We start from the raw sequence: 21,302 nt of genomic DNA, 5'->3' as shown, positions 1-21,302 counted from the left end.
CCAGCACCTCCTGGGCGCAATCCAAAAGAGCCGGGTACCCCCACCCCCGCAACATCCGCACCCAAGACCGCGCCCGGGCAATATCCACCCGAGCGCGGCCCCGTCACATCCAGTCGCGCCCCGGCCAACCCCTACGCCGGATGCGCGGCGGCGTACGCGCGGAACGCATCCCGGATGTACTCGGCGGTGTTCTCACCGTGCACGTCGTAGTTCTTCCGGAAGCGCGGATCGGCGACGTACATCTCACCGAGACCGACGAGATATTCGTTGGTCACCGGCCGACCCTGCGTACCGTCACCGAGCCAGGCGCGGTGCCGTTCGACGATGGCCTGCACCGTGTCGCCTTCCACCGGAAGTCCTGCGGCGTGTGCCTTTCCGAAGTCGGCGGCGATGTCGAGCTGGGTCTGCAGGAACTGCTGCTTGCCCTCTTCGCTCAGCGAACGCCACCAGCGGTCGCCGCTCTCGTAGGCCTCCTTGCCCCAGCGCTGGGTGACTTCTTCCTTGTACTGCGTGTGGTCGAAACCGTCGAAAACCTCTGCGGCCATGAGCGGTTCACCTCTTTCCGTCTTGTGCAACGTGGTCGACACCGACTCGATCTGCCGCGCGATCCGATCCTGTTGCTGCCGAAGCAGTTCCAGGTGGGTGCGCAGCGCGTCGGTGGTGTTCTGTTCACCGGCGAGAACCTCGGCGATCACCGGAAGGCCGAGCCCGAGTTCGCGCAGCAGCAGAATGCGCTGCAGGCGGACCAGGGAGTTCTGGTCGTAGTAGCGGTAGCCGTTGGCGCCGATCCGGCTCGGCTCCAACAACCCGAGCTGCCCGTAGTGGCGCAGCGTGCGGCTGGTGGTGCCCGCGGCCTTCGCGAGGTCCTGAATGGACCATTCACCCACCATGACCAGCTCCTTTCTCGTCGATGAAACCAGTCTGCAAGTTGACGCTACGTCAAGGTCAACCCCGATCTATCGACCGGCGCCGACGGGTTCGGCCGGCTTGCCGGTGACGGTTACGGGGGCGGGCTTGGCCGGGATCTGGCCGAGGACTGTGCCCGCGAGGGCGATGACGAGGCCGAGGACCTGGAGCGGGGCCAGTGCCTGGCTGAGCGCGAGCCAGCCGATGACCGCCGCGGTGACGGGGCTGAGCAGGCCGAGGAAGGAGACCGAGGTGGCCGAGACGCGGGCGATGCCGCGGAACCACAGCCAGTAGGCCAGGGCGGTGCCGATGATGCCGAGGTAGAGGTAGCCGCCGACGGCTTCGGCGTCGAGGGCGGGTGGGGCGCCTTCCACGAACAGGGCGAGCGGGGTGATGAGCAGGCCCGCGGCGGTGAGTTGCCAACCCGTGACGGTGAGCGGGCCGACGCCGGTCGGGTGGCCCCATTTCTTGGCGAGCACGGTGCCCGCGCCCAGCGAGGCGGCGGCTGCGAGGCCCGCGAGTATGCCGACGGTGTCGAGTTCGACAGTGCCGCGCAGGACGACGAGGCCGACCCCGAACACCCCGATCAGGCCGGCGAGAACCTTACGGCGGGTGGGTGTTTCGGCCAGCAGAACGGCGGCGAAGCCGAGGGCGAACATGGGTGCGATCGCGGCGAGCACGCCCGCTACACCGCCGGGGAGCCGGTAGGCGGCGAGAAACAGCAGGGGGAAGAAGACGCCCATGTTGAGCGTGCCGAGCACGGCGGCGCGGCCGATCCAGATGCCGCGCGGCAGGGTGCGGGTGATGGCGAGCAGGACGAGACCCACGGGAAGTGCCCGCATGAGGGCGGTGAACAGCGGCCGGTCGGGCGGGAGGAATTCGGTGGTGACGGCGTAGGTGGAGCCCCAAGCGATCGGGGTGAGTGCGGTGAGGGCGAGGGTGCGCGCGTCGCCGTGGGTTGCGGTCGTCATGTTCGCTCCTGATTGATAATCTCAACGTTGAAATATCTACTCCTGGCGATGCCTCATCGTCAAGTAGATGAATGTTGAGATATTCAACGGAGAGAGGAACTCGCATGTCCGATGCCGTGGACTCGATCGTCGAACACTGGAATCGCGAACGCCCCGACGTCGACGTGTCGCCGATGGCGGTGATCGGCCGCATCACCCGCCTGGGCCGCCTCTTCGATCAGGAACTGCGCACGTTCTTCGCACAGCACGACCTGGAACGCTGGGAATTCGACGTGCTCGCCACCCTGCGCCGCTCCGGTGGCACCAAGGGCCTCACCGCGGGCGCCCTCAACCGCGCCGCCATGGTCACCTCCGGCGCGATCACCAATCGCATCGACCGGCTCGCCGCGAAAGACCTGGTCCGCCGCGCCCCGTGCGCTGACGACCGCCGCTCGGTCTACGTCCAGCTCACCGACAAGGGCACCGAACTCGTCGACCGCCTGCTCCCCCTGCACGTCGCCAACGAGCAACGCCTCCTCGCTTGCCTCACCCCCGAAGACCGCGACAACCTCGTCGACCTGCTACGCACGCTGTCCATCGGCCTGGGCGACACGTCGATCAGCTGACGGGCCCTGAGCAGGGGAAATCCCACTTCGGCGCGACCTCGGGCGGTAACGGCTCGAAGACCACCACGGCCGCAACCATCGCAACGCCCCGACCGGCGCTCGCCCATACGCCACGAATCTGGACACATGATCACCACGCTCTGGTGGCGGGAGCTACTCGGCCGATGCCGCCACCAGAGCGTGGTGATCAAACGTTCAACTGGTGCCCGAGCCATCGGATGGGGATAGCACCCTCGCCGCGACCTGGACGCACGTCGTGTGGACGCCTGGCGTGCGCTATTCGGTGGGGACCGCATTCGGCTGCAGCGGTGGCGGGACGGCGCCCGGGTCCGGTTCGAGGATCTGTTCCGGCGCGAAGTTCGGGTCGACCCCGCTGCTCATCTCCGGCCCGGGGGCGGCGTCGGTCCCGCTCGCGTCCGGTGTGGCCGCAGCATTCGGATCGGTGCTGACGCCTGGGCCTGTCGCGGCACCCGGACCTGTTGCGGCGCCCGGGTCTGTCGCGGCGTTCGGGTCGGGCGAGGCGTTCGGGTCAGGCGCGGCGTTCGGGTGGGGCGCCGGACCGACATCGGCGAGGTTGGGCAGCTGAGGTGCGCCCTCGACAAGTGGGTCACCCTGCGCCCCATCGGGTTTCGGTCGTGATCCGGCCGAGCCGGGAAGCTGATCGCCCACTTCGGGCACCAACTGGAGCAGCGTGGAGAAGTCGACCACCTGGGCGCCAAGGGTTTTCGTCGCCACGATGACACCGTTCGTGTACAGGCGGTAGGTGCCCGCCCGTTGCGGGAGCATCATTTCCGGGCCGATGGGTGCGCCGATCGAACTGCCGGGACCGCCGAGGCGGCGGTATTCGGTGTCGATCACGGACTCCCCCGCCAGCGCTTCGATGGTCGGGCCGGGGTCGGCGGGGAGCTCGGGAAGCGCTGGGATGGGCAGGGATTCGACGAGGTCGCCGGGGGCCGGGCCGACGGCAAAGGTTTCGATGTCGGCGGGTCGGCCGCCGTCGGGAGCGGCGGAGTACTCCGAGCGCAGGATCAGGCCGTCGCGCAGCAGTACCGTGCCGACGGTGGCGGCGACGGCGTCGGTGGTTCGCGCGTCTTCCTTGACCGTGCCCGGGTAGACCTGGCAGTCGGTGGTGTCGCAGGTCTGCGCGTACGGGTAGCGGTCTTCGGCGAGGGCGTAGGAGCGGGCGGCGATGGCCTGTGCGCGCAGCGCTTCGAATGCGCCCTGATCGGCCCAGTTGGCCTGCATTTCGGCGGGCAGAACGCCGGCGAGATAGTCCTCGATATCGACCTGGTTCACAGTCCGGTACGAGCCGTTCTCCAGCGCGACGCCGAGCGCGCCGCGATAGGCGGTGCCGCCGCAGAGAGTGAGGTGTTCGTCGGCGGGACGACCCGGTCCGGCACCGATCGGGTAGACGTACGGATCGTCGGTTGCGCTCTGCCACAACACTTCTCCGTCACAACCAGCGGTCACCACCACGCTGGCGCCACCGTCTGGCATCGGGGTGAGGTGGGCGGCTTCGCCGGGTCCGATCATCCGGCCCGCGACCTGCGCGCCCGCGGCGGCATAGGTGTCGAGGGTGGCGTCGTCCTGGGCTTGCAGGCGTACGCCGATGGTGGTTGCTCCGATTTGGCCGAGTTCCGCCCCGGGATAGTAGTGACCGAGGATCTGCTCGGCGTTCCAGCCCGCGCGCGCGTTGTCGAAGGCGCCGACCTGGCTCATGCCGCGGCCGTGCCCCGCGCCGACCGTCGGCTCCACGTCGGGCAGCAGTTGCCACAGCCCGAGTGCCCCGGTGAGCACGAGCGCCGTACCGCCCACCAGCACCGGAAGGGGTGGCGCAGCGAGTATCGGAACCGCACGGCGACGGGTGCCGCGTCGGGTCTTACGGGCGATCGAGGTATCCGCTCTCATCCTGCGCTCCCACGGTTCGGGGGTTCTACCGGCGGAGCTCGCGTCGGCATGTCGTCCGCGCCGAGCGGGTTCCGAGGGCTACATTCGAGCAATCACATAACTCTCGAGTTGAGGTTTAGATGTGTGACGTATGTTAACTAGTGTGGTGTGTGAGGCAAGAGGAAGCAAGCATCACTTGCCGGTGATCTGCCGCTAGGGATGACACTGCTCGACCCTGATTGGAGAGGCACGTGCGATACCGAAAGCCGAAACGTTCCTACGTGCTACCGGTGGTCACGACCCTCGCGGTCGCCGCGCCGATCGGCGCGTTCGCGCTCAGCGATTCGACCGATTACCGCAGCGCGAACAATTCCCAGTTCGCGGCGGTGCAGCCGGAGCTGTCGGAGGTCGCGCTCACGTCGGTCCCCGACATCACGATCCCGCTGCGCGAGCTGACCGGCCTCGACCTGCCCGACCTGCACCTGTCGGATCTGCGCATGCTCGGGCTGCCGTCATCGATCCCGATCCCGCCCGGAATCCCCGCGCCCCCGGGCGTGGCGCTGCCGACCGAGATCCCGCTCCCCCAGATCCCCACCAAGGCTCCGTCGACGCCGACCGAGCAGGCCGCGCCATCCGCCACCCCCGGCGCGGCGCCCGCGCCCGGACGGCCCCCGGCACCCACCACGGCGGTCCCGACGGCTCCCCCGGCCGCCGCGCCACCAGCAGCTCCCGCACCTGCACCCGGCGCGCCCGCGCCTGCCGCGCCACCCGCCGCCGCACCCGCACCTGCCGCGCCACCCGCCGCAGCGCCGGCACCAGCCGCCCCCGCGGCTCCGCAGGGCCAAGCGCCCGCACCAGCCGAATCAGCTCCGGCGCCGGGCGCGGCCGCGCCGAACGGCCAGGCACCGGCAGCCCCCGCCCAGGCACCGGGCGCCCCGCAAGACCAACCCGCGCCCGCACCGCAGGCCCAGGTCCCGGCGGCCCGAAAGCTCCCCGCCGGAGCGAAATTCATCGCCGACCCGGAAAACCTGGAGCCCGGCACCACCCCCGACACCCCGGCTCTCGCGCCGGGCGCGGTCGATCCGGAACTCGTCGACGAGGTCGGCGCCCAGGTCAAGGAGCTCACCCAGGAAACGCCGTTCAGCATGGTCGCGCTCACCGCGCGTGACCTGGTCAACACCACCACCAAGCTGCGCGCCCGCCAGCCCGACGGCAGCTGGGGCCCCTGGTACAACGCCGATCCGATCGACACGCGCGCCACCGATCAGACCCCGGCCGACGCACCGACCGGCACCGAACCGATCTACGTCGGCGAGACGACCGCCGTGCAGATGCTGGTGACCCGCAAGCCCACCGCGGGCCCGGATCACGACCCGGCGCACCTCACCGAGGCCGCGCTCAAGGCGGTGCTCATCAATCCGGGCCGGGCGGCGATCGATGCCGCGCTCAACGATGTGGCGGCGGCCCTGCCGGGCGGTGGTCCCAAGGTCATCACCCGGGCGCAGTGGGGTGCCGACGAGTCGATCCGCTGCCAGGAACCCACCTACGACGACGGCATCGGCGGCGTCACCGTGCATCACACGGCGGGCCGCAACGACTACAGCCGGGCCGAGTCGGCGGGCATCGTCCGCGCGATCTACGCCTATCACGCCGAAACCCTCGGCTGGTGCGACATGGGCTACAACGCCCTGGTCGACCAGTACGGGCAGATCTTCGAGGGCCGCTACGGCGGCCTCGACCGGGACGTGCAGGGCGCCCACGCGGGTGGATTCAACGAGAACACCGCCGGCGTGGCGCTGATGGGCAACTACGAGAACGAGCAGCCGAGCAACGAGGCGATCACCGCGATCGGCCGGTTCATCGGCTGGCGCACCGGGATCGCCGGTCTCGATCCCGAGGGCGAGACCGTGATGTACTCCGAGGGCACCGAGTTCACCCCCTACGCCCAGGACGAGGCGGTGGAGCTGCCGGTGGTGTTCGCGCACCGCGACGTGGGCAACACCGACTGCCCCGGCGACGCCGCCTACGCCATGATGGACCGCATTCGCGCCATCGCCGCGGGCAATTCGGTCACCAACGACGCGTCGAGCAACCCGCATCGTCCGCCGAGCAATCAGGCACGAGCTCCGCAGGGCAACATGGCCGAGCTGGGCGCGCTGGTGGACAAGTTCCTCGGCCTGTCGAGTGAGAATCCGATCGCCAAGCACTGGGTGAGCCGCGGTGGTGCCGACGGTCCGCTCGGCGCGCCGCAGGCGGATCTGCTCGCGGGTGCCGGTGGGCGTCAGTACGCGAAGTTCGCGAACGGGTTCGTGTATTCGGGCGAGAACGGTCAGGTGTTCGAGGTGGTCGGCGCGATTCTCGACCGCTATCTGAGTCTTGGCGCCGACGCGGGCGTGCTCGGCCCGCCGACGGGCAGTTCGTACCTGGTCCCGGACGGTCTTCGCACGGATTTCCAGAACGGTTCGCTGGTGCTCAACGAGCTCACCGGTATCGTCACCACCTTCTGGAAGACCTACAACGACACGTATGAGCAGGAGATGAACGGCAGCAAGCCGGAACAGGCGCCGCCGACCACCGCGCCCACGCTCGGCCTGGCAGTCCCGGCCGAACCGGGCGCACCGGAGGCCGCCGCACCGAGCGGCCCGCAGGTGCCGACCACGACGCCACCCGCCGGTTCACAGGCGCCCGCTGGTTCACCGGCGCCCGCAGGTCCTCCGGCGCCGGCTGTACAGCAGGCACCTGAGGAGGGGGCTCCGGCACAACCGGCCCCAGCCGAGCCCGCCCCCGCGGGCTGATCCACCGCAGCAACGACAGAGCCGGTGCGCTCCTCCGGGAGAGCACCGGCTCTTCGTCATCAGCCTGGAAAGTTCACCGGTTCGGTCCCCGTGCTCATCGAGGCCGAGCACCGACAGCGCGCTAGGTCCACCACCGCTCGAGCACCATCGCCACCCCGTCGTCCACATTCGTCCCGGTCACCTCGTCGGCCGCCGCCCGCGCCTCGGGGTGCGCGTTCCCCATCGCGACTCCGTGCCCGGCCATAGTCAGCATCGGCACATCGTTGGGCATGTCCCCGAACGCGACGATCTCGTCCTCGCGCACGTTCATCCGCCGCGCCACCTCGGCCAGCCCGGACGCCTTGGTCACCCCCGGCACGGCGAGTTCGATCAGCCCGTGCTCGGTGGAGTAGGTGATCTCGGCGCGGTCGCCGATGAGCGGGGCCAGCGCCGCGCGCATCTCGGAGCTGCGGGCCGTGCTGAGCCGGATCAGCATCTTGATGGCCGGTGCGTCGATGACCTCGGCATGCGAGACGACGGTGTCGTCGGGATTGAGCCACGCGTGTTCATACGTCGGTGAGCTGACGAACTGCGGCGTCGCCGCGTCGTGCGCGCTCACCCCCACCCGTTCGGCGGCGAGCCCGCACCCGGGTAACGCGCGTTCGGCGATCTCGGCGAGCCAGCCGAGGGTCTCGGTGTCGAGGGTGTGGCTGGCGAGCACGCGGTCGGTGGCGCTGTCGTAGACGACGGCGCCGTTTCCGCAGATGGCGAGCGGTGCGTAGCCGAGTTCGCTGACCACCGGGTCGATCCAGCGGGGCGGTCTGCCGGTGGCGAGCACGAAGGTGGCGCCGTCGGCGAGGACAGCGCCGACGGCGGCCTTGGTGCGTGGCGAAATCCGGTCGGCGTCGTCGATGAGGGTGCCGTCGACGTCGGTGGCGACCAGCTTCGGTTTCGGGTGCGTGCTCGTCATCGTTTCCATCCTGCCGCACGTCGGCACGCGGCGGCGCGTGACTGTCCTTATGATCAGGGCTTGATTACCCGATCCAGAGGGGACTGATGACCGGCTTCTTGGTGCGGCGCGCGCTGAACTACCTCGTGCTCCTGTTGCTGGCTTCGTTTCTGACGTTCAGCCTCGCCTCACTCACCTTCCGTCCGCTCGACAGTCTCGAGCAGCGCAATCCGCGCCCACCGCAGTCGGTGATCGACGCCAAGGCCGAGCAGCTGCATCTCGACGAGCCGATCCCGCAGCGCTATCTCACCTGGCTCGGTGGTGTGGCGCAAGGCGATTTCGGGACGACGCTGGCCGGGCAGCCGGTGAGCGAGGAACTGGGCCGGCGGGTCGCGGTGAGTCTGCGGCTGTTGATCCTCGGATCGATCATCGGCACGGTCCTCGGTGTGCTGATCGGTGCGGCGGGCGCGATCAGGCAGTACAAATTCAGCGACTATTTCTCGACGGTGCTGTCGCTGCTGGTCTTGTCCACACCGATCTTCCTGTTGGCGACCTTGCTGAAATACGGTGCGCTGGAGATCAATACGCTCACCGGCAGCCAGATCTTCCTCTATACGGGTGAAACCTCGGCCACCGAGATCACCGGTCTGTGGAACCAGATCGTCGACCGCGTACAGCATCTCGTGCTGCCGACCTTGGCGCTCGCCCTCGGCGGCATGGCCGGGTACAGCCGCTATCAGCGCAACGCCATGCTCGATGTGCTGCAGAGCGATTTCATCCGGACCGCGAGAGCCAAAGGCCTGACCCGTAATCGGGCGCTCTACAAACACGGCCTGCGCACCGCGCTGATCCCGATGGCCACGATTTTCGCCTACAGCCTCGGCGGTCTCATCACCGGCGCCACCTTCACCGAGAAGATCTTCGGCTGGCACGGTGTCGGCGAGTGGCTTGTCGACTCGATCAATGCCCAGGACCTGTACGTGGTGGTCACCGTGACCGCGTTCGCCGGGCTCGTGGTGCTCGTGTCGGGCCTGCTGTCCGATATCGTTCTCGCCCTGCTCGACCCGAGGGTGCGTGTGTCATGACCGAAACCGAACTGATCGTCGTCGGCGCGCCGGAGGTCGCGGCAGCCGGTCGCCGCAAACTGGTATGGCGGCGTTTCCTGCGCAACAAGCCCGCCGTGGCCGGTGCGGTGATCCTGGTGCTGCTGCTGATCGCCAGTTTCGCGCTGCCGCCGCTGCTGCCGTGGGACTACCAGCAGATGGACTACAAGGCGCTGATGAAGCCGCCGAGCCTCGAGCACCCGTTCGGCACCACCCAGATCGGGCAGGACGTGCTCGCTCAAACCCTGCGTGGCCTGCAGAAATCGCTCGTCATCGGCTTCTGTGTCGCCCTGTTCTCCAGCGTGATCGCCGCGACCGCCGGTGCGGTGGCCGGGCTGCTCGGCGGATGGACCGATCGGGCCATCATGTGGCTGGTCGACCTGCTGCTGGTGGTGCCCAGCTTCATCATCATCGCGCTGTTCGCCCCGCGCACCAAGGGGTCCGGGTCGATCGCGATCCTGATCGTGCTGCTCAGCGTGTTCGGCTGGATGATCGCCGCACGCATCATCCGTGGTCTCACACTCAGCTTGCGTGATCGCGAATTCGTCCGTGCCGCACGGTATATGGGCGCACCGACGCGCAAGATCATCGTGAGCCACATCGTGCCGAACATCGCCTCGATCCTCATCATCGACACCACCCTCGCCGTCGGCGCGGCGATCATGGCCGAAACCGGTTTGAGCTTCCTCGGTTTCGGTGTGCAGCCGCCCGATGTGTCGCTGGGTTCGCTGATCGCCGCGGGCACCAAGTCGGCGCTCACCTATCCGTGGTTGTTCCTGTTCGCCGGTGGGCTGCTCATCACGATCGTGTTGTGCGCCAATCTCGTCGGTGACGGTCTGCGTGACGCGTTCGACCCGGGCGCCCGTGGTGCGCGCAAGTGGCGCAAGGACAGCGCCGAGCGCAAGGACCAGGCGCAGGTGGAGTTGAAGAAAGCCGAGAAGCGATGACGAATTCGACCGCACCGCTACTGGAAGTCACCGATCTGCGCGTGTCGTTCCCCGGCGAGGAGGGCCGCGTCGAAGCCGTGCGCGGGGTGAACTACACCGTGTCCGACGGTGAGGTCCTCGCGATCGTCGGTGAGTCCGGTTCCGGGAAGTCGGTGTCCTCGCTCGCGGTGATCGGGCTGCTGCCCGAGCAGGCGCGGGTGCAGGGTTCGGTGCGGTTGCGTGGCCGCGAACTGCTCGGCCTGGGCGACAAGCAGATGTCGAAGCTGCGCGGTTCCTCGATCAGCATGGTGTTCCAGGACCCGCTCTCGGCGCTCACGCCGGTCTACCGGGTGGGCGACCAGGTGGCCGAGGCGCTGCTCGCGCACGGCAAGATGAACCGCAAGGAAGCCGGTGAAAAGGCCGTCGAGCTGCTCGAACTCGTCGGCATCCCCGATGCCCGTGCGCGTTCGCGTGCCTTCCCGCACGAGTTTTCCGGCGGTATGCGTCAGCGCGTGGTGATCGCGATGGCCATCGCCAACGATCCCGCCCTCATCATCTGCGACGAGCCGACCACCGCGCTCGACGTCACCGTGCAGGCGCAGATCCTCGACCTGCTGCGCAAGGCGCGCGACATCACCGGTGCCGGCGTCATCATGATCACCCACGACATGGGCATCGCGGCGACGCTCGCCGACCGGGTCGCGGTGATGTACGCCGGGAAGGTCGTCGAAACCGCCCCGGTGACAGAGCTTTTCGCGGCGCCGCGCATGCCGTACACGGTCGGCCTGCTCGGTTCCATCCCCCGCATGGACGGTCCCGCCCGCACCCCGCTGATCCCGATCGTCGGCGCACCGCCCGCCATGCACGCCCTGCCGCCGGGGTGTTCGTTCGCGCCGCGCTGCCCCGTCTCGATCGACGACTGCACCGCCGCCGAACCGCCGCTCGAGCGGGTGAGCCCCGGCCATTCGGCGGCCTGCATCCGCACGGCCGAACTCGGCACACCGGAACTGTTCGACGCCTACCGCGCCGACATCGCGGCCCAGCCGCATCCCGACCGCACCGATGACGACGTGGTCTTGCGGGTCACCGACCTGGTGAAGACCTTCCCGCTCACCTCGGGTGTGCTGTTGCGGCGGCGCACCGGCGAGGTGCGGGCCGTCGACGGGATCAGTTTCAGTGTGCGCGCGGGACGCACCCTGGCGCTGGTCGGCGAATCCGGTTCCGGCAAGTCGACGACGCTCACCCAGATCATGGACCTGGTTCGCCCCCAATCGGGTTCGATCGAGGTGCTCGGTCACGATGTCGCCACGCTCACCAAGGCGCAGACCCGGGAGATCCGGCGCAAGATGCAGATCGTCTTCCAGGACCCGAGCGCCTCGCTCGACCCGCGTCTGCCGATCTTCGACGTGCTCGCCGAACCGTTGCGCATCGACGGCCGCTCCCGCGACGAGGTGAACAAGCGGGTGCCCGAGTTGTTGCGGCAGGTCGGGCTGCGGCCCGAGCACGCCGACCGGTACCCGTCGGATTTCTCCGGCGGGCAGAAGCAGCGCATCAGCATCGCGCGGGCGCTCGCGCTGGATCCGGCGTTGCTCGTCCTGGACGAACCGGTGTCGTCGCTGGACGTGTCGATTCAGGCCGGTGTGCTGAATCTGCTGCGCGATCTGCAGGCCGAGCGTGGCCTGTCGTATCTGTTCGTGTCGCACGACCTGTCGGTGGTGCGCAATCTGGCCCACGACATCGCGGTGATGTTGCGCGGCAAGATCGTCGAATCCGGTCCGGCGGAGCAGATTTTCGCGAATCCTCAGCACGAGTACACCCGCTCGCTGATCGCGGCCGTGCCCGAACCCGCCGTGAGCGGCTGACCTTGGAGGAGACGCCATGAGAACCCGACGCCTACGCACGCATGGTGCCCGGCTGCGCTGCGCGGCCGTGGTGGTGGCCGCCGGGATGATCGTGGCGGGCTGTGGCGGCGGTGACGACGCGGCCGACGGGTACACCGGCGCGATCGGCAGTTCCATCGACATCAATCCCAAGGACGTCGGGGAACTGCGCGAGGGCGGGAATCTGCGCCTGGCCGTCACCTCGTATCCGGCGAACTGGAACACGCTGTCCAACGACGGCAACGACGGGGAGATCGGCGAGATCGTGCGCGCCATGCTGCCGCGTGCGTTCGAAGTGGACGCGTCTGGTCAGCTGACGGTCGACACCGACTTCTTCACCGGCGTGGAGTTGACCAGCACCGATCCGATGCGGGTGACGTACACGATCAACCCCGCGGCGGTGTGGTCCGACGGCACGCCCATCACCTGGGAGGACATCGCCGCCCAGGCCAACGCGCTGAGCGGGCGCGACAAGCGGTACCTGATCGCGATCACCAACGGTTTCGAATTCGTCGAGAAGGTGGAGCGCGGCGTCGACGACCGGCAGGCGGTACTCACCTTCAACACCCCCTACGCCGACTGGCGCGGACAGTTCGCGGGCAACACCAACCTCTACCCGAAGTCGGTGACCAGCACGCCCGAGGCGTTCAACACCAGCCTCGCCGATGCGATGGGTGTGTCGGCCGGACCGTTCATCGTCACCGGAACCGATCGCGGTCAGGGCCGGATCACGTTGGGCCGCAACCCCCGCTGGTGGGGTGACAAGCCGGTGCTCGACACCATCACCTACTCGGTGCTCGACCATTCGTCGTGGGTGCAGGCATTGCAGAACAACGAACTCGACCTGGTCCGGTTGACCACCCTCGAAGATGTGCAGACCGTGCGCGGTACCCAGGACCTCGTCGTGCGCCGCGCACCCGGCAATCGCTGGCGTCACATCACGTTCAACGGTGCGCCCGGCTCGATCCTCGCTGAAGAAGGTGTGCGCGTAGCCATTTCGAAGGCGATTGATCGCCAGCACATCGTCGACGCCTTGCAGGGCGGACTCGTCGAAAAGCCGACTCCGCTGAACAACCACATCTTCCTGCAGGGCCAAAAGGGTTACCAGGACAACAGTCTCGGCTTCGACCCCGACGCCGCCGCCCGCGAACTCGACGCCCTCGGCTGGAAACTCAACGGCGACGTCCGCGAGAAGGACGGCCGCAAGCTCGTCATCCGCGACGTGATGTACAACGACCCCACCTGGGTGCAGATCGCCCAGATCATCCAGCAGAACCTGGCCGCGATCGGCGTCGGCCTCACCATCGACACCAAACCGGGCGCCGGCTATTTCACCGACGTCATCCAGCCCGGCGACTTCGATGCCGCCCAATTCATCTTCCAGGGCGACCCGTTCCCCCTCAGCAGCATCCGCCAGATCTACTACTACGACCCCAGCGACCTCCAGGGCAACTACGGCCGCATCGGCTCCCCCGAACTCAACGCCCTCATCGAACGCACCCTCACCGAACTCGACCCGGAAAAGTCCATCGAACTCGCCAACCAAGTCGACCGCAAAGTCTTCGAAGAAGGCCATTCCCTGCCACTCATGCAAACCGACGGAAGCGTCGGCGCCCGCTCGACCCTCGCCAATATCGGTTCACCGGGACTGGCCACCTACGACTACACGAAGATCGGATTCCTGAAATGACCGCTTCTACTCACGGGAGGCGTTCGCGCCGAGCGGGCTTCCGATTTGCGGCACCGATCGCAGCTCTTGCTCTCGTCCTCGGCGGGTGCGGCGACGACGCGGCGGTCGAGGCAGGATCGAGTGATATCGGCGCTACCAGCGACATCAATCCCCGGCCACGTGACGAGATCGCCGACGGCGGAAATCTGCGGCTGGCGATTCCCAATTTCCCGGCCACGTTCAACCCCGGGCATGTCGACGCCGACGGCTATGTCAACGACGTGACCGGGTGGACCCTGCCCGGCACGCTCACATCCGATGCGGCCGGAAATCTGGAAGTAGACCACAACTACTTCAGCTCGATCGAGCTCACCGAGACCAGCCCGCAAACCATCGTGTACACAATCAATCCGAAGGCGGTCTGGTCGGATGGCTCACCGATCACCTGGCAGGATCTGCGGTCCCAGGTCGGCGCGCTGAGCGGTCGCGTTACAGCCTTCAAGGTCAAGGCCACCCAGGCTTACAGCAGCGTCGAGAAGGTCGAGCGCGGCGTCGACGACCGCCAGGCGATCGTGACCTTCGCCGAGCACTATGCGGAGTGGAAGGGGCTTTTCAATCCGCTGCTCCCGCAACCGAGCACCGCCACTCCACAAGCATTCGAAGACTTCTATCGCAACGACATGCCACTGTCCGCGGGTCCGTTCATGGTCACCGAAGTCAACCGTGCCGATCAGCGAATCATCTTGAGCCGCAACCCGAAGTGGTGGGGCGATACGCCTAAGCTCGCCAATGTCACCTACAGCGCCCTCGACGCATCGGCACAGCTCAGTGCATTGCAGAACAACGAGCTCGATGCCGTCGAACCTTTGAGCACCGCCGACGACATCAAAATTGCTACCGGAACCCCTGGTGTCCAGGTCCGGCGCGCTCCCGCGAACAGTTTCACCCACATCACCTTCAACGGCGCCCCCGGCTCCATCATGGCTGATCCGAAACTGCGAATCGCGGTGTCCAAAGGCATCAACCGGCAGGCCATCGCGACAGCAGTACAGATCGGTGTGGTCAAGGACCCGAAGCCGCTGAACAACCACCTGTATCTCGTCGGTCAGACCGGCTATCAGGACAATGCCGAGTCGGTGTCCTTCGACCCCGCCGCCGCGGCGCGCATGCTCGACGACCTCGGCTGGAAACTGAACGGGGAATTCCGGGAGAAGGGCGGTCGTAGACTCGAGGTCCGTGACACCGTGCCCCAGAACGACGTGCAGGTACGGATCGCGACAATTGTGCAGCAGAATCTGGCCGACATCGGCGTACAGGTGCATATCGAAACCTATCCGGGCACAAACTTTTTCACCGGCATCGTCGACCCCGGCAACTTCGATATCGCCCAGTTCGCCTGGTCGAAAAGCATTTTCCCGCTCGGTGCGCTACCCCAGATCTATGCCTACGATCCCGCGAACAAGCTGAGCAACCATGGGCGGATCGGATCTCCCGAACTCAACGCGCTGATCGAGGACATCATCGCTGAACTCGATCCGCAGAAGGCGATCGAGCTCGCGAACAAGGCCGACCGAATCATCTTCGAATCCGGATTCTCGCTGCCCATCGTGCAGTCCGCAGGTGCGGTCGCAGTCCGCGCGAACTTGGCGAACTTCGGCGCCTTCGGACTCAGTTCGGCTGATTACACAAAGATCGGCTTCGTCAAGTGACCTCGGCCGACTTACGGAAAGGACGCAGGCCCATGCGAATTCGCTCGTTGCCGACGAGATTGGCGATCCCGCTGGTCATCGTCGGCTTGATCGCCACCGGATGTGGTTCCGGCGATGATGTGGCCGGAACCGGCGAGGCCGCGCTCGGCACCACCAACGACATCAATCCCAAGGATGTCAGCGAACTGCGCGACGGTGGCAATCTGCGCCTGGCGCTGACCTCGTTGCCGGAGAACTGGAACGCCCTGCACACCGACGGCAACGACGGGGATACCGGCGCCGTGCTTCGGCCCGTCATGCCGCGTGCGTTCCGAACGAATGCCGCCGCGGAGCTGTCGGTCAACACCGACTATTTCACCAGTGTCGAGCTGACCAATACGAACCCGCAGCAGGTGACGTACACGATCAACCCCAAGGCGGTGTGGAGCGACGGTACGCCGATTTCCTGGGAGGACATCCAGTCGCAGGCCAAGGCGCTCAGCGGGGCGGACAAGTCGTATCTGATCGCCAACAGCAGTGGTTTCGATCGGATCGACAAGGTCGAAAGGGGGGTCGACGACAAGCAGGCGATCATCACGTTCAAGAGCCATTACGCGGATTGGCGTGGGCAGTTCGCGGGCAATTCGTTCCTGTTCCCGATGTCGGTGACCGCTACCCCCGAGGCCTTCAACAAGAGTCAGGTCGAGGCGCTGACCGTGTCGTCCGGGCCGTTCGCCGTCCAGTCGGTCGACCGATCGCAGAACCGGATTGTGCTCGGGCACAATCCGACCTGGTGGGGCGACAAGCCCAAGCTCGACACCATTACTTTCAGCGTGCTCGACAGCTCGGCCTTCGTTCCGGCGCTGCTCAACAATGAAATCGACGCGGTCGGTGTGGCCAGCCGCGACGAATTGAAGTCGGCGCGCGACGCTCCGGGCGTCGCCATCCGCCGTGCGCCCGGTAACAGCTGGGGACATTTCACATTCAACGGTGCACCCGGTTCGCTGCTCGCGGATCAGGGCGTGCGCGTCGCCATTTCGAAGGCGATCGATCGCCAGGGCATTGTTTCCGCCGTGCAGAACGGTCTCGTCGCCGACCCGAAGCCGCTGAACAATCACATCTACTTGCGCGGTCAGGACGGCTACCAGGACAACAGCCTGCCCTTCGACCCGACCGCTGCCGCCCAGGAACTCGACGCCCTCGGCTGGAAACTCAACGGTGACGTGCGGGAGAAGGACGGGCGCAAGCTCGAGATCCGCGACGTGATGTACAACGACCCGACCAATATCCAGATCGGGCAGATCATCCAGCAGAACCTCGCGCAGATCGGCGTCAAACTGCACATCGAGACAAAGCCCGGCGCCGGTCTCTTCTCGGAGGTGCTGCAGCCCGGCAATTTCGATGTCGGCCAGTGGTTCTGGGCAGGTGATCCGTTTCCGCTCAGCAGCCTGACCCAGATCTACGGGTACAACCCGGATGACATCCAGGGCAATTATGGCCGTATCGGCTCACCGGAAATCAACGCGCTGATCGAACAGACGGTGTCCGAGCTCGATCCGGAGAAGGCGCAGGAGCTGGCCAACCAGCTCGACCGCAAGATCTTCGAGGAAGGCCATTCCCTGCCGCTGTTCCAGTCCGCGGGCAACGTCGCGGTCCGCGCCGACCTCGCGAACTTCGGCGCCGCGGGCCTGGCCTCCCTGGATTACACCAAGATCGGCTTCGTGAAGTAACCGTGCCGACCCCGCGCGCACTCACCTATCCCCTGTTCGTCACATGCGGCACCCTCGTCGTCATCGCGGCGTGGGTGCCGTTCGCCGACCTGGATCAGGTGAGTGCGCTGGCCGTGGTGGCGTTGGGGGTGCTCGGGTACACCGGCTATCAAATGGCGCTGGCGTTCGGGGCTGTGCCGAGCGGGGCAGTGACGCGACTGGGTGAGACCGGCGGAAGTGGGATCGCCGGGCACCAGGGCGAATCGAGCGAGGTTGCACCGAATCGTCGGGATGCGGCCGGGCGGCAGGGTGCGAGCGAGTTCGCGGCGGGGCGGCGGGTTCGGCAGCAGCATCGGCTGGTGAGCCGGTCGTTCCTGGAGATCAGCGTGGGTGAGCGCACGGTGTGGCAGCCGGTGTTCTACGAACCGGCACTGTCCACCCTCACCCCCACCGACCTGGACATCACCCCGCGCTCGATTTCCGCGGGCTCGACCCGGTTCTTCCCCTCCGGCCGGGCACGCACCACCGAACCCCCGGGCAAACTCGTCGACAACCCCACCCGTCCCGCCGACCCACCCGCCTTCACCCCGACCCGGCGCCTGATCCTCGACGCCCAATCCACTGTCGCCGCCCCTTTCGCCGGCCTCCTCTGGGTCTACGTCATGAACGGCGGCCTCCCCGCCTTCATCGGCGGCACCACCGTCGCCGCCGCCACCGCCACCTGGCTCTCCGCCATCCGAGGCTCCGACCCCAGCTGAACGATTGATCACCACGCTCTGATGGCGGCATCGGCCGAGAGGCTTCCGCCACCACAGCGTGGTGATCGCATGTCCAGGCCGGGGGCGTGGTTCTGCCCGGACCGAGCCTCGACATACCAGCTGAACGGTTGACCAGCCTTTCGCGGCCGCATCCCGGAGAAAGTCGCACCACGGCACGGTGATCGCATGCCGAGCCGAGGCGTGATGGCCGCGCGGGCGGCCACGGCGGCACCTGGAGTGGCGCTCGTATGCCGCTGGTCTTACCACTTGACCACCTAGCCAGAACGGCGCATGCTTGGGGTATGGCGTGGACTCCTGTTGTGAAGCGGTCGGTATCCGGGGACGTGTTCGAGCAGATCGCCGAGCAGGTTCTGGGTGGGGAGCTGGCGGTGGGGAGCTCGTTGCCGAGTGAGCGGCAGCTGGCCGAGGCGCTGGGCGTTTCGCGGCCTGCGGTGCGGGAAGCGTTGCAGCGGTTGGCGGCGGCTGGGTTGGTCTCGGTGCGGCAGGGGGAAGCCACGACTGTGCTGGATTATCGGCGCAGTTCGGGGTTGGAGGTGCTGCCACGGCTGTTGCTTCGGGGGGAATCGATCGATCCGGCGGTCGCGCGGAGCATTCTCGAGGCGCGGTTGCACAACGGGCCGAAGATCGCCGAGCTCGCCGCGCGCCGGGTGCGCAGGGAGGCCGCTCGCGGGGGCGGCACGACACCGTCGGCCGAGGCCGCGCCGACGCCCATCGCGGAATCGGCGGTGGACGGCGAGTTGACGCTCCTGCACGACTCGGCCGAAAGGCTTGTCGCCGAGTCGGATCCACTCACCCAGCAGCGGATCGCGCTCGAATTCTGGGATCACGTGCTCGATCTCGCCGACTCGATCGCGTTCCGGCTGATGTATTCCATGCTGCGCGCCGCCTACGAACCCGCGTTGGCCGCGCTCGCGCCGATCATGTCCGCCGAGGTGGGCAATGGGGGCGCGTATCGAGACCTGGCCGCCGCGATCGACGCGGGCGAGCCGGAACTGGCCGCCGAATGCGCTCGGGCACTGCTCGAGCCGGCGACCACCGCTCTCATCCATGCCCTCGACGGGGCATGATCCACCCGAGGAAGCACCATGACTACTGACCGTCCGACAACGTCGTCGCACGAAACCACCACCGGCACAGGCGAGAAGGCTGAACGGACCGGCTCCGCCTCAGCCGAGCACTCGCATCGCACGAAGCGAAGCGAATCCGCCGGCAGCTCGGGCCGAATTCGCCGCAGCGTGTCCCTGGGCGCGGCGGCGCGAGAATTCCTTCGGCATCCGTCGCCGTGGATGATCGGCGCGGTCCTGATCGTCGCCTTGGTCGCACGCGTCCTGGTCGGGGATTGGCAGCTCACCGACGCACTGGTGCCGATAGTGATCCTCGCGGCATTCCCGGTGATCGAGTGGGTTATCCATGTCACCGTTTTGCATTGGCGGCCAAAGCATCTGGGTCCGATCACCCTCGACAGCGAGTTGGCTCGCAAGCATCGCGCCCACCACACCGATCCCCGCGATGTGCCACTGATCTTCATCCCGCCGAAGTCGCTGCTGCTCACCATCGTGGCCCTGGTGGCGATCGCGCTGCTCGCGTTCCCGCGCCTCGGTCTCGGCCTCACTTTCCTGCTCACCATCACCGTTCTCGGCCTGCTCTACGAGTGGACGCACTACCTGATCCACACCGACTACAAGCCGAAACATGCCGCGTATCGGGCGATTTGGCGTAATCACCGCCATCACCACTACAAGAACGAGCACTACTGGTTCACGGTCACCACCACCGGCACGGCCGATCGCCTGCTCGGCACCGCGCCGGACCCGGCCACCACGCCGACCTCACCGACCGCCCGAAACCTGCACGCACACTGACCCTCCGTCCCTGACGCCCGGCTCGCACCCCGCGAGCCGGGCGTTTTCCGTTCGAGCGAATCCACTCTTGACATATTTATACCCTAGGGGGGTAAGGTACCGTCCACGAGACGCACTCCGCTCGAAAGGACGAAAGTCGTGACTACGCAATCGCAATCCACCCGCAGGTGGTGGGCGCTGGCGGTGATCGCCGCCGCGCAATTCATGGTCATCATGGACACCTCGATCATCGGGATCGCGCTGCCCAAGATGCAGGCCGAACTCGGCTTCACCCCCGGGAATCTCACCTGGGTCTTCAATGCCTACGTGATCGCCTTCGGCGGTCTGCTCCTGCTCGGCGGACGGCTGTCGGACCTGTTCGGCGCCCGCCGGGTGTTCGGGGCGGGCTGGCTGGTGCTGGCCGTCGGCTCGGTGATCGCCGGCGCCGCGGGCTCGGTCGGCGTCGAGCTGGCCGGTCGCGCGATCCAGGGAGCCGGTTCGGCGCTGATCGCACCGTCGGCGCTCACGCTGCTGATGATGTTGTTCGGCGGTACGCCACAGGAACTCACCAAGGCACTCGCGGTGTACGGCGCGGCTGCGCCGGCAGGCGGTACGGCGGGCGTGTTCCTGGGTGGCGTCATCACCGAATACGTGAGCTGGCCTTGGGTTTTCTACATCAACATCCCGATCGCCGTGCTCGCGCTGATCGCGGTTCCGCTGTTGATGCCCGCCGCGCCCGCCCGTAAGGGATCCATCGACCTCGCCGGATCTGTCACTGTGACAGCCGGTTTGGCCGCGGCTGTGTACGCCATCGTGCAGGCGCCGGAGGTCGGCTGGGCATCCGGGCAGACCTGGGGTGTGCTCGCCGTGGCCGCCGCCTTGCTCGCCGGCTTCGTCGCCATCCAGTCGCGCCGCTCGGAACCGCTGATGCGGCTGAGCATCTTCCGCGCACCGAACCTGGCCGCCGCCAACTTCGCCCAGTTCGCGCTGGCCGCCGCGTGGGTGCCGATGTGGTTCTTCCTCAACCTGTACCTGCAGCAGGTACTCGGCTACAGCGCGTTCCCCTCGGGCGCGGCGCTGCTGCCGATGACGACGCTCATCATGCTCGGCATGGTCGTGCTCGCCCCGAAGGCGATGCAGCGGTTCGGCGCCAAGCCGATGATCGTGACCGGTCTGGTGGTGCTCGGTCTCGGCCTTGGCATCATGTCGCTGGTTCGCCCCACCGGCAATTTCTGGGTCGACGTGCTGCCTGCCTCGCTGGTGGCCGCGGGCGGAATGTCGCTGGCGTTCATCCCCTCGCTCGGTACCGCCATCTCGGCGGCGCGGCCGGAAGAGGGCGGGCTCGCCTCGGGCATCGTCAACGTCAGCTACCAGGTGGGTTCGGCGCTCGGCCTGGCCGCGATGACGGCGGTGGCGGCCGCGTTCGGCGCGGGTGAACTGGGTGATCCGACGGCGCTCACCGACGGCTACTCCGCCGCCTTCCTCGGCGCGGGCCTGCTGGCCCTGGCGGGTGCGGGCATCGCGGCGGCAACCCTGCGCAGCCCCGCCGAGGACAAGACCCCCGCCCAGGTTTGACAACCTACCCTAGGGGGGTATGGTAATTATGACGACGACA

Annotated in this window: 16 protein-coding genes; 12 read left to right on the top strand and 4 right to left on the bottom strand. The window is 67.3% G+C overall.

Annotation, left to right across the window (positions count from 1 at the left end; all coding sequences use genetic code 11):
- Positions 1-131: 131 nt before the first annotated feature.
- Both NCO8_RS28485 and NCO8_RS28480 read right to left on the bottom strand, forming a co-directional pair.
- On the bottom strand, positions 132-890 hold the full coding sequence (locus NCO8_RS28485) for a MerR family transcriptional regulator (RefSeq protein ID WP_067644284.1): 759 nt from the start codon (positions 888-890) through the stop codon (positions 132-134).
- A 66-nt stretch (positions 891-956) separates the two neighbouring features.
- On the bottom strand, positions 957-1,877 hold the full coding sequence (locus NCO8_RS28480) for an EamA family transporter (RefSeq protein WP_067644281.1): 921 nt from the start codon (positions 1,875-1,877) through the stop codon (positions 957-959).
- A gap of 104 nt (positions 1,878-1,981) precedes the next feature.
- On the opposite strand from NCO8_RS28480, the gene NCO8_RS28475 reads away from it, so the two are divergent.
- Positions 1,982-2,482, top strand: a complete 501-nt coding sequence (locus NCO8_RS28475) for a MarR family winged helix-turn-helix transcriptional regulator (protein WP_067644278.1) — start codon at positions 1,982-1,984, stop codon at positions 2,480-2,482.
- 276 nt (positions 2,483-2,758) lie between these two features.
- On the opposite strand, the gene NCO8_RS28470 is transcribed toward NCO8_RS28475, so the two are convergent.
- Complete coding sequence (locus NCO8_RS28470) at positions 2,759-4,390, bottom strand: SpoIID/LytB domain-containing protein (protein WP_084457552.1); 1,632 nt, start codon at positions 4,388-4,390, stop codon at positions 2,759-2,761.
- A 269-nt stretch (positions 4,391-4,659) separates the two neighbouring features.
- Between NCO8_RS28470 and NCO8_RS28465 the strand changes: the two genes are divergently transcribed.
- Positions 4,660-7,164, top strand: a complete 2,505-nt coding sequence (locus tag NCO8_RS28465) for an N-acetylmuramoyl-L-alanine amidase (protein WP_439951703.1) — start codon at positions 4,660-4,662, stop codon at positions 7,162-7,164.
- Between the two features lie 121 nt (positions 7,165-7,285).
- Here the strand turns inward: NCO8_RS28465 and NCO8_RS28460 are convergent, their stop codons facing one another.
- A complete protein-coding gene (locus NCO8_RS28460; RefSeq protein ID WP_067644272.1) occupies positions 7,286-8,122 on the bottom strand; it encodes a Cof-type HAD-IIB family hydrolase in 837 nt (278 codons plus the stop codon).
- A gap of 77 nt (positions 8,123-8,199) precedes the next feature.
- On the opposite strand from NCO8_RS28460, the gene NCO8_RS28455 reads away from it, so the two are divergent.
- From NCO8_RS28455 to NCO8_RS28410, 10 genes are all read left to right on the top strand, one after another.
- On the top strand, positions 8,200-9,177 hold the full coding sequence (locus tag NCO8_RS28455) for an ABC transporter permease (protein ID WP_067644268.1): 978 nt from the start codon (positions 8,200-8,202) through the stop codon (positions 9,175-9,177).
- Complete coding sequence (locus tag NCO8_RS28450; RefSeq protein WP_067495394.1) at positions 9,174-10,142, top strand: ABC transporter permease; 969 nt, start codon at positions 9,174-9,176, stop codon at positions 10,140-10,142. The genes NCO8_RS28455 and NCO8_RS28450 overlap by 4 nt, the downstream gene beginning before the upstream one ends.
- Complete coding sequence (locus tag NCO8_RS28445) at positions 10,139-11,983, top strand: ABC transporter ATP-binding protein (RefSeq protein WP_067644265.1); 1,845 nt, start codon at positions 10,139-10,141, stop codon at positions 11,981-11,983. Before NCO8_RS28450 ends, NCO8_RS28445 begins: the two co-directional genes overlap by 4 nt.
- Before the next feature lie 16 nt (positions 11,984-11,999).
- A complete protein-coding gene (locus NCO8_RS28440) occupies positions 12,000-13,691 on the top strand; it encodes an ABC transporter family substrate-binding protein (protein ID WP_067644262.1) in 1,692 nt (563 codons plus the stop codon).
- Positions 13,688-15,379, top strand: coding sequence for an ABC transporter family substrate-binding protein (locus NCO8_RS28435; RefSeq protein ID WP_067644260.1), 1,692 nt, complete (start codon positions 13,688-13,690; stop codon positions 15,377-15,379). Before NCO8_RS28440 ends, NCO8_RS28435 begins: the two co-directional genes overlap by 4 nt.
- A gap of 32 nt (positions 15,380-15,411) precedes the next feature.
- Positions 15,412-17,088 (top strand): ABC transporter family substrate-binding protein, encoded by a 1,677-nt coding sequence (locus NCO8_RS28430; protein ID WP_067644257.1) that lies wholly within the window; start codon positions 15,412-15,414, stop codon positions 17,086-17,088.
- A 2-nt stretch (positions 17,089-17,090) separates the two neighbouring features.
- Entirely contained in the window at positions 17,091-17,825 is a 735-nt protein-coding gene (locus tag NCO8_RS28425; RefSeq protein ID WP_067644254.1) for a hypothetical protein, read from the top strand.
- 302 nt (positions 17,826-18,127) lie between these two features.
- A complete protein-coding gene (locus NCO8_RS28420; protein ID WP_067644251.1) occupies positions 18,128-18,913 on the top strand; it encodes a FadR/GntR family transcriptional regulator in 786 nt (261 codons plus the stop codon).
- A gap of 18 nt (positions 18,914-18,931) precedes the next feature.
- Positions 18,932-19,708, top strand: coding sequence for a sterol desaturase family protein (locus NCO8_RS28415; RefSeq protein WP_084457550.1), 777 nt, complete (start codon positions 18,932-18,934; stop codon positions 19,706-19,708).
- A gap of 138 nt (positions 19,709-19,846) precedes the next feature.
- On the top strand, positions 19,847-21,262 hold the full coding sequence (locus tag NCO8_RS28410) for an MFS transporter (RefSeq protein ID WP_067644248.1): 1,416 nt from the start codon (positions 19,847-19,849) through the stop codon (positions 21,260-21,262).
- Positions 21,263-21,302 lie beyond the last annotated feature (40 nt).

The sequence above is a fragment of the Nocardia coubleae NBRC 108252 genome (assembly GCF_001612805.1).
In the GTDB taxonomy this organism is placed as follows: Bacteria; Actinomycetota; Actinomycetes; order Mycobacteriales; family Mycobacteriaceae; genus Nocardia; species Nocardia coubleae.
Note: the sequence above shows the minus strand (reverse complement) of the source record. Positions and strands in the feature narration are given on the sequence as shown.

Excerpts from the sequence above, each read along its gene's own strand:
- NCO8_RS28450 (WP_067495394.1), top strand. The coding sequence starts at position 9,174 with ATGACCGAAACCGAACTGATCGTCGTCGGCGCGCCGGAGGTCGCGGCA.
- NCO8_RS28480 (WP_067644281.1), bottom strand. The coding sequence starts at position 1,877 with ATGACGACCGCAACCCACGGCGACGCGCGCACCCTCGCCCTCACCGCA.
- NCO8_RS28455 (WP_067644268.1), top strand. The coding sequence starts at position 8,200 with ATGACCGGCTTCTTGGTGCGGCGCGCGCTGAACTACCTCGTGCTCCTG.
- NCO8_RS28440 (WP_067644262.1), top strand. The coding sequence starts at position 12,000 with ATGAGAACCCGACGCCTACGCACGCATGGTGCCCGGCTGCGCTGCGCG.
- NCO8_RS28415 (WP_084457550.1), top strand. The coding sequence starts at position 18,932 with ATGACTACTGACCGTCCGACAACGTCGTCGCACGAAACCACCACCGGC.
- NCO8_RS28485 (WP_067644284.1), bottom strand. The coding sequence starts at position 890 with ATGGTGGGTGAATGGTCCATTCAGGACCTCGCGAAGGCCGCGGGCACC.
- NCO8_RS28475 (WP_067644278.1), top strand. The coding sequence starts at position 1,982 with ATGTCCGATGCCGTGGACTCGATCGTCGAACACTGGAATCGCGAACGC.
- NCO8_RS28470 (WP_084457552.1), bottom strand. The coding sequence starts at position 4,390 with ATGAGAGCGGATACCTCGATCGCCCGTAAGACCCGACGCGGCACCCGT.
- NCO8_RS28435 (WP_067644260.1), top strand. The coding sequence starts at position 13,688 with ATGACCGCTTCTACTCACGGGAGGCGTTCGCGCCGAGCGGGCTTCCGA.
- NCO8_RS28430 (WP_067644257.1), top strand. The coding sequence starts at position 15,412 with ATGCGAATTCGCTCGTTGCCGACGAGATTGGCGATCCCGCTGGTCATC.
- NCO8_RS28460 (WP_067644272.1), bottom strand. The coding sequence starts at position 8,122 with ATGGAAACGATGACGAGCACGCACCCGAAACCGAAGCTGGTCGCCACC.
- NCO8_RS28445 (WP_067644265.1), top strand. The coding sequence starts at position 10,139 with ATGACGAATTCGACCGCACCGCTACTGGAAGTCACCGATCTGCGCGTG.
- NCO8_RS28420 (WP_067644251.1), top strand. The coding sequence starts at position 18,128 with ATGGCGTGGACTCCTGTTGTGAAGCGGTCGGTATCCGGGGACGTGTTC.